At 37.1% G+C, this 17,331-nt stretch carries 13 protein-coding genes; 11 read left to right on the forward strand and 2 right to left on the reverse strand.

The genetic code is table 11. From position 1 onward, the window contains the following. Positions 1–74: 74 nt before the first annotated feature. From CYTFE_RS0104535 to CYTFE_RS0104560, 6 genes are all read left to right on the forward strand, one after another. Positions 75–1,307 (forward strand): glycosyltransferase, encoded by a 1,233-nt coding sequence (locus tag CYTFE_RS0104535; protein WP_027470849.1) that lies wholly within the window; start codon positions 75–77, stop codon positions 1,305–1,307. A gap of 78 nt (positions 1,308–1,385) precedes the next feature. Next, positions 1,386–2,597, forward strand: coding sequence for an O-antigen ligase family protein (locus CYTFE_RS0104540; RefSeq protein WP_027470850.1), 1,212 nt, complete (start codon positions 1,386–1,388; stop codon positions 2,595–2,597). 7 nt (positions 2,598–2,604) lie between these two features. Further along, complete coding sequence (locus tag CYTFE_RS0104545) at positions 2,605–3,477, forward strand: glycosyltransferase family 2 protein (RefSeq protein WP_027470851.1); 873 nt, start codon at positions 2,605–2,607, stop codon at positions 3,475–3,477. Positions 3,478–3,689: 212 nt separating this feature from the next. Continuing rightward, on the forward strand, positions 3,690–4,712 hold the full coding sequence (locus CYTFE_RS28360) for a glycosyltransferase family 2 protein (RefSeq protein ID WP_027470852.1): 1,023 nt from the start codon (positions 3,690–3,692) through the stop codon (positions 4,710–4,712). A gap of 59 nt (positions 4,713–4,771) precedes the next feature. Then, on the forward strand, positions 4,772–5,965 hold the full coding sequence (locus CYTFE_RS0104555) for a multidrug effflux MFS transporter (protein WP_027470853.1): 1,194 nt from the start codon (positions 4,772–4,774) through the stop codon (positions 5,963–5,965). Positions 5,966–6,161: 196 nt separating this feature from the next. Further along, positions 6,162–7,508, forward strand: a complete 1,347-nt coding sequence (locus CYTFE_RS0104560; RefSeq protein ID WP_027470854.1) for an Lcl C-terminal domain-containing protein — start codon at positions 6,162–6,164, stop codon at positions 7,506–7,508. 84 nt (positions 7,509–7,592) lie between these two features. Here the strand turns inward: CYTFE_RS0104560 and ppk2 are convergent, their stop codons facing one another. Further along, positions 7,593–8,432, reverse strand: a complete 840-nt coding sequence (ppk2, locus tag CYTFE_RS0104565) for a polyphosphate kinase 2 (protein ID WP_044213228.1) — start codon at positions 8,430–8,432, stop codon at positions 7,593–7,595. A 110-nt stretch (positions 8,433–8,542) separates the two neighbouring features. Further along, entirely contained in the window at positions 8,543–10,774 is a 2,232-nt protein-coding gene (locus tag CYTFE_RS0104570) for a peptidase U32 family protein (RefSeq protein WP_044213205.1), read from the reverse strand. A 325-nt stretch (positions 10,775–11,099) separates the two neighbouring features. Between CYTFE_RS0104570 and CYTFE_RS0104575 the strand changes: the two genes are divergently transcribed. From CYTFE_RS0104575 to CYTFE_RS28365, 5 genes are all read left to right on the forward strand, one after another. Continuing rightward, entirely contained in the window at positions 11,100–12,425 is a 1,326-nt protein-coding gene (locus tag CYTFE_RS0104575; protein WP_027470857.1) for a TolC family protein, read from the forward strand. Between the two features lie 199 nt (positions 12,426–12,624). Further along, on the forward strand, positions 12,625–13,935 hold the full coding sequence (locus CYTFE_RS0104580; protein WP_052342989.1) for an efflux RND transporter periplasmic adaptor subunit: 1,311 nt from the start codon (positions 12,625–12,627) through the stop codon (positions 13,933–13,935). A 106-nt stretch (positions 13,936–14,041) separates the two neighbouring features. Next, on the forward strand, positions 14,042–14,803 hold the full coding sequence (locus CYTFE_RS0104585) for an ABC transporter ATP-binding protein (protein ID WP_027470859.1): 762 nt from the start codon (positions 14,042–14,044) through the stop codon (positions 14,801–14,803). A gap of 174 nt (positions 14,804–14,977) precedes the next feature. Then, positions 14,978–16,198 carry an ABC transporter permease gene (locus CYTFE_RS0104590; protein ID WP_027470860.1) on the forward strand — a complete coding sequence of 407 codons (1,221 nt, stop codon included), beginning with the start codon at positions 14,978–14,980 and terminating at the stop codon, positions 16,196–16,198. Between the two features lie 24 nt (positions 16,199–16,222). Beyond that, on the forward strand, positions 16,223–17,293 hold the full coding sequence (locus CYTFE_RS28365; RefSeq protein ID WP_052342990.1) for a sensor histidine kinase: 1,071 nt from the start codon (positions 16,223–16,225) through the stop codon (positions 17,291–17,293). Positions 17,294–17,331: the final 38 nt, after the last annotated feature.

A 17,331-nucleotide genomic window follows, 5' to 3' on the forward strand; every position in this document is an offset into this window, starting at 1 on the left:
ATTATCACGGTGAGTTCCATATGGCAACTGAAAAACAAATTATAATCATATGAAATATTAATAGAATTGAACGCATGAAAGTACTTCAACTGTGTGGAAAAGACTTCTTTGGCGCCGGCCGTGCAGCTTATCGCCTGCATAAAGGTTTGCTACAATGTGGTATTGAAAGTAAAATGTGGGTGGGTGCTAAACGAACACTGGATGAAACGGTTACTGATATTCATAGGGAAAAGTGGAAGAAAAAGTTGACAAAGGTTTATGTTAATCTTGAAAAAATTGCCATCAAAAGTAGTGCGGGTGGGTACAAAGAGATGTTTTCATTAGGACATCCTGCACACTCCATACGTCGACGAATCAAAAAAGAAAAACCAGATATTATTCATCTGCATTGGATCAATCGGGGCTATATGGATTTGTTGCATCTGAAAAATATAAAAATTCCTATTGTGATCTCTTTACATGATATGTGGTGGTTTACCGGCGGTTGTCACTATGATGTCATGTGTGGTAGGTATACTGTAGGTTGTGGAAATTGTCCGTTATTAAATAACGATGGGGAATTTGGTTTGAGTTTTCGTCATTTATGTCAAAAACAGGAGGTCTTGTATAGTATACCAAATGTTACTTTAGTGGGACTAAGTGGCTGGATGAGAGATTGCGCAGCACAAAGTTTGATAGGTAGAAAAGCTCAAACAGTGCAATTGCCCAATGGAATTGATGTGGATCATTTTACTCCTTTAGATAAACAGCTTTGTAGAGAAAAATTAAATTTACCACTTGATAAAAAGCTTATTTTATTTGCAGCTGTTGATGTTCTGTCTGAATCCAGAAAGGGCTATGCTTATATAAGTGAAGCACTGGCATTATTGAATGCCGATGAATACGAGTTGGTGGTGATAGGAGAAAAATGTAGTTATGATAGGATAGGTGGACTCAAGGCCCGTTTTTTGGGAGAAATCAATGATGACCAATGTATGATTGAATATATGTCGGCTGTTGATGTGACGGTAGTACCTTCTTTGCAGGAAAATTTGTCTAATTTAATTATGGAAAGCATGGCTTGTGCAACTCCGGTTGTCGCTTTTCAAGTGGGTGGTAACAGCGATATGATACAGCATCGAACAAATGGTTATTTGGCTGCGTATAGGGATGTGGTGGATTTGTCTGAAGGAATTAAATATTGTGCTGAGACTACTACAAATAGTCATTTGTCGAGCAATGCACGAAAATATATCATGGATCATTTTTCCATTCATGATATTGCAAAAAAATATGCGCAATTGTATGAATCTATTTTAAACAGATGATAAGCTTATGCCTTTGATTTAATTGAAATTAATATGGAGCTGCAGTTCAAATTCATTGAAGATTAGCTTAAATGAAATATGCTTAATGTAACAAAAATAACAGATTACTTGCTGGTTTACCTGCTGGTTGCATTCTCGGGCGTGCCTTTTTTTTATAAGGCTCATATTGCCATGTTGATTGTTTCGCTGGCTTTGCCTGCTTTTATATTTGTTAGAAGAAAAAGAAATGTGGATCGTTTTTTTATTTATTACGTGGTTTTTGTCCTATGTATCCAGGTGGGACAAATGCTTAAGTTCTATGAGTTTCCTATACAAACTTATTTGGGTCTTCATGTGCGGGTGCTGTTTGCTTATTTGAGCATTAAAGCTGTAGGAAAAAAAATGATGACCTATTATGTAGATATACTTGTTTTCTCGGTTTGGACCAGTCTTTTCTTTTATGTACTATCGTATGTGGGATCCATTGAACATTTTTTTGAAAATAGCATAGCTCCATTGTTTAGTAACCCGCTGATTAAAGAAACAAACTATAAAATCTGGCCCAGTGTAATTCTTTATACCTTTAATGCGCAGGGGGAAGGATTGGAGTGGCTTAAAAGAAATTCCGGTCCTTTTTGGGAACCTGGGGCTTTTTCTGGTTTTTTAATGGTAGCCTTATTGTTCAATATTATTATTTCGGGACAGCTGAATAACAAAAAGAATAGAATTTTAATGCTAGGGGTATTGAGTACTTTCTCAACCTCTGGATTGTTGGTGCTGGTGGTCCTTATATCTTTTTATCTGGTTTTGAATCGTGACCTATTACGGCGTTATGTTTTGGTACCCATCGTTGTAATAACTGGAATAATTGCATTTTTTAGTGTGGATTTTTTGGGTAGTAAAGTGGTGCGAAAAATGAGTTATAGCGATGCCACTTATAATACTCGCTTTAAAAGTGCCCAAATCGATATCAATGACTTTATGCAGCATCCGGTGCTAGGTATGGGTAGATCACAGTCAACCCGTTTTCATGGTGAGACAGAGGCCCGTGCAATACACCGTAATAATGGTGTAACCAATCATCTGGTTATGTATGGGGCAATAGCCTTTTTGATTTATTTTTACCTAATCTACTTAGGTTTCTATCGTATGTGCAGGGTTTACGATGTGAATAGACGGATGGCTTTTTTTGCCTTGATAATTATATTGTTGATCGGTTTTTCGCAAATTTATTTCACCAAAGTTTTTTTTATTGCGATGACTTTAATACCTGTATTGTACTGTAAGGATGAAGAAGTCCATAATACCTGATAATTAAATGAAGATATTTGTTGTAATAGCCGTTTTTAATCGCAAGGCCTATACGCTTCAATGTTTGAAGCTCTTGCAGGAACAAACTTGTCAAAATATAGGAGTCGTACTAGTGGATGATGGCTCATCGGATGGTACCTCGGACGAAGTGAAACGCTTTTTTCCTGAAGTAGTGGTCGTTAAAGGAACGGGAGACTGGTGGTGGACTAAATCCATGAACCAAGGATGTAAGGCTGCCATAGAACATGGAGCCGATTTATTGATAACTTTAAACAACGATACTTATTTTAATGCTTTGCTCATCGAAAAGCTGGTTAGATTGCATCACCAAAATCCTAAAGCTGTTATTGGATCGCTTAATTTGATAAAGAAAGAGCAAACATATATTTTCTTTTCGGGTATTAAAGATATTATCTGGTGGAAAGCCAAGGAGCTAAAATACCATAAGGCTTTTTCTCCTTTGCATGAAAATATGACAGGCTTACACCCTACCAAATGTTTAAACGGAAGGGGAACCTTGATACCGGTTTCTATTTTTAATGAGGTGAATGGATATAACGAACAATATCCGCAGTATGCTTCTGATTATGATTTGGCCTTAAGGATTCAAAAGGCTGGTTATCCGTGTTTTATTAGTTACGATGTGGTGGTTCATTCGTATATCGAAGAAACAGGTGGTGGTAAAAGCTTTGTAAAGCAATCTGTTTTTACTTTTTTAAAATCTTTTTTTAACCCATATTCGCAAACGAGTTTAAAAATGTGGTATAGGTATTATAAGTCGCATGCACCTCAACGAGTGTTTTTAATTGGTTTTATTATGCAGTTATTGAGAACCGTTTATGCTTTTTATAAAAAACGTAATATACTTCATAAAATATAGGTGAATAGTATATAATATTTTGATACTTGTCATGCTCATACAAGTAAATGATGAAGGTGATGAGTTCCATATGACCAATGAGAATTCATATTTTCATATGAATTAACAAGTGACTTTATTGGCAGTAATTTAAGTTGTAATAGATTTTATAATGAATTTTTCGGGTTAAGCACATAAATGGTGATCATTCCTTCTCGACTAATAGCAAATTTATGAAAACAGATTGTATAGCTGATTCCGAAACTTTAGCCACGCTGGTTTCTTTTATTATCATTGGACGTAATGAAGGTTGGCGTTTGGAACTATGTTTAAAGAGTACACTCAAAGCAATAAAAGAATGCCAGTTGAATGCTGAGATTATTTATGTGGATTCGAACTCTACTGATAATAGTATAGAAATAGTTCAGCAATTTCCTTCGGTAAAAGCATTTGTTATTACCGATCACTACAATGCAGCAATTGCACGTAATATTGGAGTTAAAGAGTCTAAAGGCGAGAGTCTTATCTTTTTAGATGGAGATATGGAAGTTAGTACTCATTTCTTAAGTCTTATTTTGGATGCATGTGGTCACTTGAAGTATGCGTTTGTTTCGGGTAATTTTATGAATTATTATTATAATGATCAAGGTGAATTTCTGAGAAAGGATTTCTATCGAAAGATCTATGTAGAAAAGGATACCATTCAATTTACCACCGGAGGTTTGTTTGCGATCAAACGAATGCATTGGATGGCCGTGGGTGGTATGAAAAATAAATACAAAAAAGGTCAGGACCTAGATTTGGGATATCGACTGGCAAAGAAGGGGATTCCTTTGTTACGGAAAAAAGAGTTGATGGCTTATCATCATACAGTGGATTATAAAGATAAAAAACGAATGTGGCGGTCTTTTAAAGATGGATCGTATGTTTTTCCGCGTGCTATATTATATCGCGATCATTGGTGTAATATATATGTTTTAAAAAGAGTGCTGACCAGCGATCCAACATGGATTGTGCTTCTGTTTATGTTGATAGTAATAGTCTGTTTAAAAAGTGTATGGCCTTTATTACTTTATGGTTTACTGACGGCTTTTGCAGTTCTTTTTTCCATGCGTAAATCCGGATTTAGAGGTTATTTTAGCCGTCTTGTAAATCACATATTGCGCGATCTTTTAAACTTATTTACTTTGTTCTTTTTTTATCCCTCCAATCATATCGAATTCCATTATAAACAGGTAAATGGAGAGCAAAAATAAAAAGAGTGTTATTTTTGCACCTTCAAGAATTAATATAGATATATAACCATTATTTTTACATGCTGAATATTCATAAAAGAAAACCATTGTTGTTAACGGTCATGTTGGCTGCTTTGGTCACACTATCTCCTTTTGCCATTGATTCCTATCTTGCAGCAATGCCTATGATGGCTACATTCTTTGGTGTTCATGGTAGTGTAATTGAACTAACCATTACCTTATATTTTCTGGGGTTTGCCCTAGGTAACTTTTTGGGAGGCCCCTTGTCTGACTCCTTTGGGCGTAAACCTATAGCCGTTTTAGGGGTGGCTATTTATGGTATTTCTGCGTTGTTGATCCCTCTTTGTGACCACATAGAATTGATCTTAATCTTGCGTTTCACGCAGGCTTTTGGGGGAGGTTTTGCTACTGTGACCTCCAATGTGTTTATCCGCGACTGGTTTACTGGAAAAGAAGTGGCCCGTTTTGTTACTATCATTAGCATGATGATGATGTTAGCTCCTTTGTTTGCTCCTGTTATCGGTGCTTTTTTAATAGAGCATCAAGGTTGGCAAGGTGTTTTTTATTTTATGTTTGCTTTTTCTGTTTTGTTATGGATTAGTTTCTTTATCCTCATCCCTGAGTCTCGTGAAAAAGCTTTGATAACCAAGAAGGTTTCAGTGAAACAGTTGTTTGAGAAATATAAAATATTTTTTTCTGATAAACAATCTGTCATCATGTTATTTGCCATCAGTTTTTCAATGGCTGGCTTGTACATTTTTCTTACTGGTGCTTCTTTTATTTATATAGAGTTTTTCGGAGTCGAAACGGCTTCATTTCCATTCTTATTTGGAGCTAATGTGGTTCTGAACATTTTGCTGTCTTTGGTGAATACGATGCTCTTGAAAAAGAAGAAACCTGGATTTTTGTTAGGGATTGGTATGTTGCTCCAGCTGATGGCAGGAGTAACTTTGTTTATTGTGGTGAGACAGTCTGCTCCTTCATTTGAATGGGTCTTTGCCTGTATCGTTGTTTTTGTTGGAAGCCTGGGCTTAATATTTGGAAACGGAACAGCTGCGATACTAAATATTAATCCTCACGTAAGTGGCTCTGCCAATGCCACCATAGGTATTACTAGATTTGTCTTAAGTTTTATCATTGGAAGTATTATGGCTCTTTTCAGAACTGATAATCTGATTCCTATCGGAACGGCTATGTTTTGTTGTACTTTCATCGGTAATATTTTGTACGTATGGGCACGTAAGTACGTTTAACTCCATAAATGCATTGTGAAAATGATTGCAGCTTGAAGTTTCGGTTTTATAACTAAATATTTCCAAAATCTTTGGTGTATATGTATTGTTAGTAGGTGAAATTATTTCTCCTGTAGTTAAAATTATTCAAACAGCAGATCTTTTTTTACCGTTGTGAAAGTAGTGATTACATTGTTTCATTATATAAAATTAAACTATGATGAAAATAAAGACAATGGATAGACTTGGGAAAATAGGCTTATTATTTTTAGGTGTTTTTTTTGTGACAGCATGTAGCTTTTTGAAGCATAAAGAAAAGAAAGATATAATAACAAACAAAGAGGCTGCGAATTATGTGCAAATAGCTACAGGACAGTTATCTTCTTATGGAGTTGATGGAGAATTAATGAATGGAGTGAAAGCTGGTGATGCTCTGTTTGGGCAGGATGGCTATTATTTAAAGGGACAAGTAATGTCTTATAGAAAAAATGGGGATGGAACGGTTTCTGATTTAAATTCCAATCTTATGTGGCAAGAAATTCCTACTGAGGAAGGGTTTGATTGGCAAGGAGCCAAAGATTATTGTGAAAACTTGAAGCTTGGTGGCTATGATGACTGGAGATTGCCTAGCGCTAAAGAGTTATTTTCAATTACAGATTTTAATGCAGGTTGGCCCTATATTGATTTGAATTATTTTTCATTGGTTGATAATGTTCATATTGACAAAAGCGAGCAATATTGGTCGAGTAATAAATACGTAGGACATACAGAAGAAGGCGGATTTAATGCTGCTTTTGGTGTTAATTTTGCTACCGGGCACATTAAAGCATATCCAGCCGCTGCACCCAGTAATAGAAGACAAGGTAAACACCGGCCGGGAGGAACTCCGCCTCCTCCAGCAAATGAGACAGGGCGTCTTAAAGGAACATCTTCATCCAATGAGCAAGGACCTCGCAATGGAACACCTCCACCACCGGTTGCCAATGGAAGACCTCAGGGAAATCCAATGTTAAAACATGTACGGGCAGTTCGTGGAGATGTCTATGGACTCAATAACTTTGTTGATAATGGAGATAGTACAATTACGGATATTTCAAGTGGATTAATGTGGTCAAAAAATGATAGTGAAATGGGGTTAAACTGGCCAGATGCTTTAGCTTATGCCGAAAATTCAGATCTTGCGGGCTATAGGGATTGGCGATTACCTAACATAAAAGAATTGCAAGGAATAGTGGAGTATAACTATGCGCCAGGAGCAAAAGATCCCAAGCTGGATAGACCTGCCATTAATCCTGTATTCCATTGCTCTGAAATTATCAATGAGAATGGAGATAAAGATTATCCTTATTTTTGGTCAAGTACTTCAGCTAGGTTTCAAAAGGGAAAACCATATTATTATGCTTGGTATGTTTCCTTTGGGCGTGCTGTAAATAAAAATGGTTTAGATTTTCATGGAGCAGGTGCTGTGAGATTTGATACCAAACATGAGAATGGTCCGGCAGGTGAAGGGGGGGAGCGCTTTTATAATTATGTCCGTTTAGTTAGAGAATTGCATTCAAAATAAATAGATGTGGTTCATGGAGAGGTATATACCTTTCTGTATCTATCCTTATGCCTGCTTTTGAAAAAATAATGCAGGCATATTGGATTACTTCTTTTTTACTGAATGGTCATAAAATTCCGGAACATAGCTTTGTTCGTCTTTGGGTGGGCGCATATATCCAACCTTATCTTGCAGGGGTGGTAGTTCTAGTTTTTTATAGGAAATACTTTCATACGGTATTGATGATAAAAGGTGGGAGATGCAGTTTAAACGGGCCTTTCTTTTGTCGTCTCCTTCCACAACGAACCAGGGAGCTTGTTTGGTGTCGGTGTATTGAAACATTTTATCTTTTGCGATGGAATAATCAACCCAATGGGTACGTGAGGCCATGTCCATGGGGCTTATCTTCCACCTTTTTAAAGGTTTATTAATACGTTCCTTAAAACGGCTTTCTTGTTCTTCATCACTCACCGAAAACCAATATTTAATGAGTATAATTCCAGAGCGTATGAGCATACGTTCAAATTCGGGACATGACCTGAGAAATTCGTCATATTCTTCATGGCTGCAAAATTTCATGACCTTTTCTACTCCGGCACGGTTATACCAGCTTCTGTCAAATAAAATCATTTCTCCAGCTGCAGGCAGATGTTGTACATAGCGTTGAAAGTACCATTGGGTTTTTTCACGCTCCGTGGGCATTGGTAATGCTACCACTTTGCAAATGCGAGGATTCAGACGTTGAGTTATTCGCTTAATGGTTCCTCCTTTGCCAGCTGCGTCTCTGCCTTCAAAAATAATAACAACTTTAAGACCCTTGAATTTTATCCATTCCTGAAGTTTGACCAATTCTAGTTGAACTTTTTCTAATTCCTTGAAATAAAATTTCTTAGTTAGATGCCCCTTTTTATTATATATGTTTGTTGAACTGTGCTTGGTTTTCATCTTCATTTTCTTTTTAGATCCAACAACTGATAGGTTCTCTTTATTTGTGTTTTCTTATGGTTATTTGACACATGTCGAAGTAGGATCATAATATACGAAAATGATAGTAATTAAATTCCTTTTTTAAATTGTTTATTTGTTGTGGGGTGAATATCATGATGACATAATTTTTTCGCCTCACTGTCTCCCTTTAGAATTTGCGTAAAGTGTTGTATGAGCTCAATATTGCTGCATTTTATTTTTGTATCTGTTTTGACCTTACTTAAATCAATGAAAAATGAATCAAATTTTTGATGCTTATCATCCACTATTTCTGTGTTCAGATAGTGTTGATGGCTATAGATACGGTGATAGTTTCCTTTGGTTTTTTCAATGAAAAAAGTATCTCCGGTGGAATGGGTGATGGTAGAATATTTTTCGCATTGATCAATGCAATAGCTATCTACAAATTTTTTAGGACATCCTATGGTCTGTTGTGTAAAACATTGTCGGGATGTCATTAATAAATTGGGATGGTAAATACTGTAGTAGAGTTTAAAATCAGTTGGTTTGTGAATGCCTTTGATTTGTACACGGCTTAATTCGTTTGAGATGAAGGCACCTGAGGCATTGAATTTTTCTTTTACACATTGCAGACTATAGGAATTTACAATATTCATGGCTGGTCCTGCAATCCATTTGATGCCATTTCTATAGGCAAAAAAGGCTATGCCACTGTTGTCAGTGACCATGACTTTGGGCTGTACCTTTCTTATGAATTCAATGGCGGTGGTATATTCATCTTCCATTAATACCGTAGGAAACCAAGGGATAAGATTGCTTTTTTCTTTAAAGATGTCGATATACGCTTGTAGTTGGTGCCTTAGCATGCTGGGAAGCTTAAAATAAAGTGGGCTGTCGGTCTCTGAAATAAGAGAAACATCTTGCTGGGAAGATATGATAACTGATAGAGATGGCGCTGTAATTTGGTTTATGCTATCGATGGGTGCTAACTGAACTGATGTTGTATTTTTCTTTGTGACACCGAGTAAATAAAGAATTTGGTCCTTGAGAGAAGTTAATTCTTTAAAGGGTAGATATAGTCTTCCTTTAAGCTTATCCAAATTAATTTCTGAGATATAATACAGACTGTTGTTGATGGCTTTTAAACGTTTGAGAAGCATGTGCTCGTTTAGTGGCTCGTTACCTTGATGGTGAAGCAAAATAGTTGAGTGTATTTCAAAGGAGTGATCAGTTGTTTGTACGGATATTCTTAAGGGTAATCCACTTTCACCGGATATTTGGAGTCGCACCGGTTGTTTTTCTATACTATATGCTTGAATCTTGTTTTTAACAAGCTGCTTTATATTTTCTTTTTCATCATATAGTTCATTTTGCTGCCTTGTTAACGTGCTGTTAAAGGCAGTTTGATCCTTTAGGCGTAGGATAGAATAGTCTCTGGGATTATCAATGAACATCTCTTTTGATATTTTATTTGTGAGGTAGCCGTTGGACAAATCGCGGTTAAAAACCTTGTACAGCATCTCTTTTTCATGAAGTAGTTCTTGGTGTTTTTGCCAATTCTCTATTTGTTTTTTATAGGTTTTGACCACAGTATAAATATAATCGTACTTTTTCATTCGCCCTTCTATTTTGAGGGAGTCTACGCCGGCATTGTAAAGTGCACCTATTTGATGATAGCCAGCATTGTCCTTTAAGTTTAAAGGATATTGTCTTGCTGTTTGTGTGCTTGCGTACCGGTCTCTGCAAGGTTGACTGCATCTGCCTCTGTTACCTGAATGACCGCTCATAACTGAACTCATATAACAGATGCCTGAAAATGAAACGCATTGTGAACCGTGTATGAAAACTTCACTTTGCATGTTGTGTTTTTTTGCCTGGGTGCTTAGATATTTAATTTCAGCCAGGTTCAACTCTCTGCATAAATTAGCCCTTTCTACATCCATATGAGCCAAAAATTGAAGTTGACCTGCATTATGGGTGGTCATTTGCGTGGATGCATGAATGCGTAGTGTTTTGAAGTAGGAGGAGAGGATATAGAGTAAGCCCAAATCTTGAACGATAATTCCATCTATATTTGTATGAGAGAGTTTATTGAGTAGTTGTACTAAGGCTGGAATTTCATTTTCCAGAATAAGGATGTTAAGTGTTAAAAATATTTGGCATTGATGTGAATGTGCCAACCTGATAACACCATTTAATTCATCAAAATTAATGTTGGCAGCTCTGTTGCGAGCGTTAAATTTATCTAAACCGCAATAAATAGCATCTGCTCCAGCAATAATCGCTGCTTTAATACTATCTACATCTCCACCGGGTGCCAATAATTCAATTTCCCTCATTCTCTGTCTAAATTTGTTTTCAATGGAACCATGAGACCTCATGCAATATGCCACCATTCGTAAGTGTATAATCGGATGATGAAATTTACAGGTGTGTTTCATGTCTGTTGATAGGACAAAGATATATATTCAAATGAAGAATGAAGCGGGTAATTGTACTGGTTTTATAATATCAAAGGTCACCTTTTGTCTATGATGCTATGTTTCATTCGTCGGGTAAAAGTATTCAAACTTCTAAAAGATGTATGCAACGGTCTAATTATATTGATTGAAGTATAGAATTGTTGAAGATTTGTGGTGTAAATCAATCATTAAAGCTTCAACAATGAATAACATATTTAAATTATTCGTGCCCATCTTATTTGTAGTATTTATGGTACCAGTTCATGGGCAGGAACAACTATTTTCGCTGGACGATTGTATCAGTTATGCACTTGAAAACAATACCATGATTGGGAGGGCCGAAAATGACGTGCTCAGTCAATATTCTCAATTGGAGCAAAGAAAGGCAGAACGTGGTCCTAATTTGATCTTGTCGGCCAATGAATCAGTAAGTTCCAATAATACCTATGACAGTAGCACTGCTGGCTGGAACAGGGAAACCAATAATAATATGAATGTTTCTTTAAGTTCTAATATTGTATTATATAATGGAGCGAAAATACGAAATGCGATACTTCAGGGAAAGATGAATGTTTCGGCAGCGGAAACGGAAGTGAAGACCGAAAAGGAGTTGTTGAGTCTGGACATCCTAGCTAACTACATCACTGTTTTGCAAGCCAAGGAACAGATGAAGAATACCCAGTCACAGTTGGAGTCTACAGCAAAGGAATTAGAAGAGGCTACCATTAGACGGGAGGCTGGGGTTATGTCACCAGCGGATTATCTAAATATTAAATCGCAGCATTCTGCAGATAAGGCCGCTTTGGTATCTTCACAGAGTACATTACGAATTGCGTTGGTTACCTTAATGCAAACAATGAACATGCCAGTGAGTTCTTCATTTGACATTATGGTGCCCAATGAACAATCCTTTGTGAAAATGAGTATGGAAACAGATCCTGCTGTTGTGTATAATGTGGCTTTAGGAATACAGCCGGGTATTAAAACAGCTGAGCTGGATTTGGAGAGCGCAGAAATGGATATTCAACTGGCAAAGGTAGATGCGCTTCCTTATCTATCTTTAAATGGGGGTGTGCAAAGTAATTATTATAGTGGATCTGATCTTGGTTTCAATGAACAACTATCTAATCAGTTGACACCTACTATTGGATTGTCTTTGTCTATACCTATATATCAACGTAAAGAAGTGAAAAATAAAGTAAAGCAAGCTTTTATTTCGCGAGATAATTATCGCTTTAACCTGGTGGACACAAAAAATGATTTGCGTAAATCCATAGAACAGGCTTGTACTGATGCACAAACTGCCAATAGTGCTTACTTGTCCTATAAAGAACAATATCTAGCTGAGCAAGAATCTTTTAAATTGGCCGAAGAGATGTTTTCTCAGGGAATGTTAAGTTCTGTGGATTATTTGACTTCAAAAAATAATTTAATAGAAGCCGAAAATAACCTAACAAAGGCAAAGTACGAAATGGTTTTGCAAAAAGAAATTATAGAATATTATATGGGTAAGGCCATTGCTTTTTAACAATGCCTATCTACCATATCTTCCTAGTGAACAACTGGATTATTAAAAAATGAGTGCTTTCCTGAAGCGTGATATTGTGTTGTTTGCAGGAGTTGGCGTAATAAGAGGAAGCTTTTGATTCAAAGTGATCTTTAGCGCATTGAATGTGTTTTAATAAATAAGAATACTGGATTAATTAGGGTACTAAAATATATTGAAGATGAAACGGAAAAAAATAATGATTTATGCATTGGTCTCCTGTATAGCGATAGCGGCCGTGCTGATTTATTCCTTCGTAGGAAAAGGCAAATCGGGTTATGCTTTTGAGACCGCTACAGTGGAGCGTGGTTCAATTAATAATTCGATTACGGCTACGGGAACCTTGGAAGCAACCAACACCGTGGTGGTCGGGACGCAAGTGTCAGGCGTGATTGAAAAGTTATATGTAGATTTTAACTCCATTGTAACAAAAGGACAATTAATTGCAGAACTGGATAAATCAACCTTAAAGTCGTCCTTAGAGAATGCGGTGGCAGATTTTAATAGGTCACAGGCTGAATATGAGTATCAGAAAAGTAACCTAGAGAGAATGAAAATCTTGTATGATAAGGGTGTGTTGTCGGACAGTGATTATGATTTGGCAGTATATAACTATAAAACCAGTGAGGCGAATTTAAGCTCCTCCAAAGCCAACGTAGAAAAAGCCAAACGTAATTTGGGTTATGCTAATATTTATGCGCCTATAGATGGTGTGGTGTTAAACCGTGCTGTGGAGGAAGGACAAACTGTGGCTGCCAGTATGAGTACGCCAGAGTTATATACGATTACCAATGACCTAAGTGAAATGCAGGTGGAGGCTGATGTAGATGAGGCAGATATAGGTATGGTGAAGGTAGGACAACATGTTGATTTTACTGTGGATGCTTTTCCGGATGACACTTTTACCGGAAAGATATCGGAAATCAGATTACAACCTAATGAATCATCCAATGTAATAACTTATACAGTGATCGTTATTGTGGCTAACCCTGATAAAAAATTGAAGCCGGGTATGACGGCTAGTATAACGGCTTATGTGGAAGAGGCCAACGATGTGTTGTTGGTAACCGGTAAGGCATTGCGTTTTACACCGGAGAGGGAAATGATGATGGCCTACTTTAAGTCACTTCCTGAGGATCAGCGTCCTGCACGTCGTGGTCAAAGACCCAATGGGAGCCAAGGAAATAGAGCTGGTAAGGAAACGTTAGATTCTGGTTCTAGGATGGGGCAACAAGAGGATGATTCGAAAAAAACAGTGTGGGTGAAAGATGGTAATATGATTAAACCCATTCATATAGAAACAGGTATTAATGATGGCAACACTGTGGAGATTGTCTCCGGCCTTAATGAGGGAGATAAGGTTGTTGTTGCCATGCGTGAAGGCGTTGAAGAGGAAACCCAAGAGAATGCTCAAGCGGATAGTAGTGAAGGGCAATCGTCGAGTCCTTTTCTACCATCACGTCAGGGCAAAGGTGGGCGTCCTCCAAGGTAGTATGAAATGTATGAAAGGAGAATCGGTTTGTAAATACTCATTCTCCTGGACTGTAATTAAGAGGATAGTTTACACTAAGTTTTGCGAACGCATAAAAAGGTAAATCATGAGCGATAATAAAATCATAGAAATAAAAGATCTCCATAAGAATTATCAAGTGGGAGATGAGACTGTTAAGGCGCTTAGAGGGGTGGACTTATTGATTACCAAAGGTGAGTTTGTGGCCATAATGGGAACCAGTGGATCGGGAAAATCTACCTTGCTTAATATATTGGGGTGTCTCGACAAGGCTTCACAGGGTGATTATTGGCTCGATGGGATCAATGTAAAAACCCTAAAAAGAAATCAACTGGCAGAGATAAGGAGTACCAAGCTGGGCTTTGTTTTTCAATCTTATAACTTATTGCCCCGAACAACCGCTTTGGAAAATGTGGAGCTGCCGCTGTTGTATAACCCTCAAATTAATAGCAAGTTAAGAAGGGAAAAGGCAGAGGCTGCCTTGGAGGCTGTAGGTCTGAAAGATAGAATGAAACATTTGTCTAATCAGATGTCTGGTGGCCAACAACAACGGGTGGCTATCGCACGATCGATCGTGAATGACCCTGTGATTATATTGGCCGATGAGGCTACAGGTAACTTGGATACTCGTACGTCATTTGAAATTATGGCTTTGTTTCAAGAGTTGAATCAAAAGGGTATCACCATTGGCTTTGTAACACATGAGCCGGATATTGCTGCTTTTACAAAAAGGAATATATTGTTTAGAGATGGGCGTCTTATAAAGGATTTTAGAACAGAGAATCCACTGAGTGCTCAAAAGGCCATTGAGGCCTTGAAAAATGATGATTATATATTGAACCAAGTGTAGGAGTGAATAGTCCTTGGTGGGCAAGAGTAGATGGGGATTGTTCTTGAGTTTCACTTTATTGAATGTATTGGTATGAAAGTCAAGAGAGAGAATGAGTCTTGAGAAAACTTCTGATATACTAGAAGAATTAATGTGTTGGTATGGTTTGGGTCATTAAATAATAAAATTAAGCGGATGAAATTTGTAAATCTTTTTAAAATAGCCATTGCAGCTATTAAGAGAAATAAAATGAGATCTTTTCTGACTATGTTGGGTATTGTCATTGGGGTAGGAGCCGTGATTACCATGTTGGCTATTGGTCAAGGGTCCAATGAAAGTATTAAATCAAGTATTGCTTCCATGGGAACCAACCTGATAAATGTGATGCCGGCCAGTAGAAACAAAGGTGGAGTGCAGCAAGGACGAACATCGTCACAAACCTTGAAAGAGAAGGATGTGGCTTATTTGAAGAAAAATAGTACTCTCCTGGAGGCTGTGTCTCCAGGAATGAAAGGTTCTGGTCAGGTAGTATATGGATCAAATAATTGGCCAACGGAGATAAGTGGTGGCAATGAAGAATATGCCCAGATAAAAAAATATGAGATTAGCACAGGACGGTTTTATAACAGTCAGGAAATAAAGACAGCTGCTAAGGTATGTGTGTTAGGGCAAACGGTGGTGGAGAATGTTTTTGGTGTGGGGGTGGATCCCATTGGAGAGAGTATTCGGTTTGATAATATTCCCTTTAAAGTAATTGGAACTTTTAAGGAGAAAGGAAATAATACATTCGGCCAGGATCAGGACGATATGATTTTGGCTCCTTATTCGACGATCATGAAAAGAATTACCCGTGAAACCCACTTGCGTGATATTGTGATATCGGCTAAGGATGAAAATCAAATTGATGAAGCAAGTTCTGAGATAGAAACCTTATTGCGTGAATCGCATAAGCTGAAAGATGCAGAGGATAATGATTTTGAAATTCGTACGCAAGATGAATTGATTAGTAATTTTGGTTCTATTTCTGAAATGATGTTGGTTCTATTGGGCTCTATATCAGCTATCTCATTAGTGGTGGGAGGAATTGGGATTATGAATATTATGTATGTGTCGGTTACAGAGCGTACTCGGGAAATAGGCTTGCGTTTGGCCATAGGAGGTAAAGGAAAGGATATATTGATGCAATTCTTATTGGAAGCTATCTTATTGAGTGTGTTGGGGGGGATTATTGGTGTAATACTGGGATATGTGGCTTCCAACGCAGTAGAAAGTATTTTGAATTGGCCCGTATTGGTTACTTCTGACTCGGTGGTATTATCTTTTTTGGTATGTTCCTTTATTGGTGTGTTTTTTGGATGGTATCCTGCGCGTAAAGCTTCGGCTTTGGATCCAATAGTGGCCTTGCGTCATGAGTAATTAAAATTATTTTATCTTTATCGCATGCAAATTCATATATCAAAATTCAGATCATGGTTACCGCATATACTTGGTATTTTGTTTGTCATGACCATACCTTTGTTTGTGTTTGACCAATCAGATAATCGCCTTGTCTTTTGGAAATATGGCTATTATTATCAAATGATATTTATGATGGCGGCCTTTTATACCAATTACCTCTTAATAGTGCCCCGACTATACTTTTTAAAGAGAAAGTGGTATTTTTTTGTCACTATTTTTTTATTTGCCATAGCTACTATCATATTGGTGCAAATGGGGTATGAAATACTGGATTTTGAGGGGGTGAGAGAGCGTCTGGCTTTAAAAAGAATGGAGTCTGCTCGAAAAGTGGCCAATTTCACTATACATCCCAAGCTTATTGATAATTTTTATTTACTTGTTTTGGTGCTTAGCGCAAGTACCGGAATAGCCATTATTAAACAGCTTAATCATAGCGAAAAAATGCAGCATGAAAAAGAAAAGGCACATAAAGATACGGAACTGGCATTCTTGAAGAATCAAATAAGTCCCCATTTTTTTTTCAATGCTTTGAATAATATTTATGCGCTTATAGCTATTGATGGAGATAAAGCTCAGCGTTCTGTTGAAAAACTGTCTGCTTTAATGCGTTATCTAATATATGAATCGGATATTAAAACCATTGCATTGAGTAAAGAGTTTGCGTTTATTCAAAACTATATCGATCTGATGAGGCAACGTTTAAGCTCAAAAGTACAACTGGATGTGAATATTACGCATAAGCATCCGCAGACGCATATTCCTCCCTTATTGTTTATTCCATTTATTGAAAATGCCTTTAAGCATGGTGTAAGTTATCGTGAGAAGTCTTTTATTGAAATAGGTTTAAAGGAAGAGAATAAACAGATTATTTTTACTTGTAATAACAGTGTGCCTACGAAAAAGAATGTAGATGATAGTAAGAGTGGTGGACTGGGTATTGTTAATATAAAAAAACGTTTGCATTTGATTTATGGGGATAGGGCTGTTTTAAAAATGGATGAGGATGAGAATGTATTTAGCGTTTGTTTAATAGTTCCATTGGAAGCTTGTTAAGAAATTATTTGAGAATATGACTGTTTTTACTCATGATA

It is taken from the genome of Saccharicrinis fermentans DSM 9555 = JCM 21142, assembly GCF_000517085.1.
Taxonomy (GTDB): domain Bacteria; phylum Bacteroidota; class Bacteroidia; order Bacteroidales; family Marinilabiliaceae; genus Saccharicrinis; species Saccharicrinis fermentans.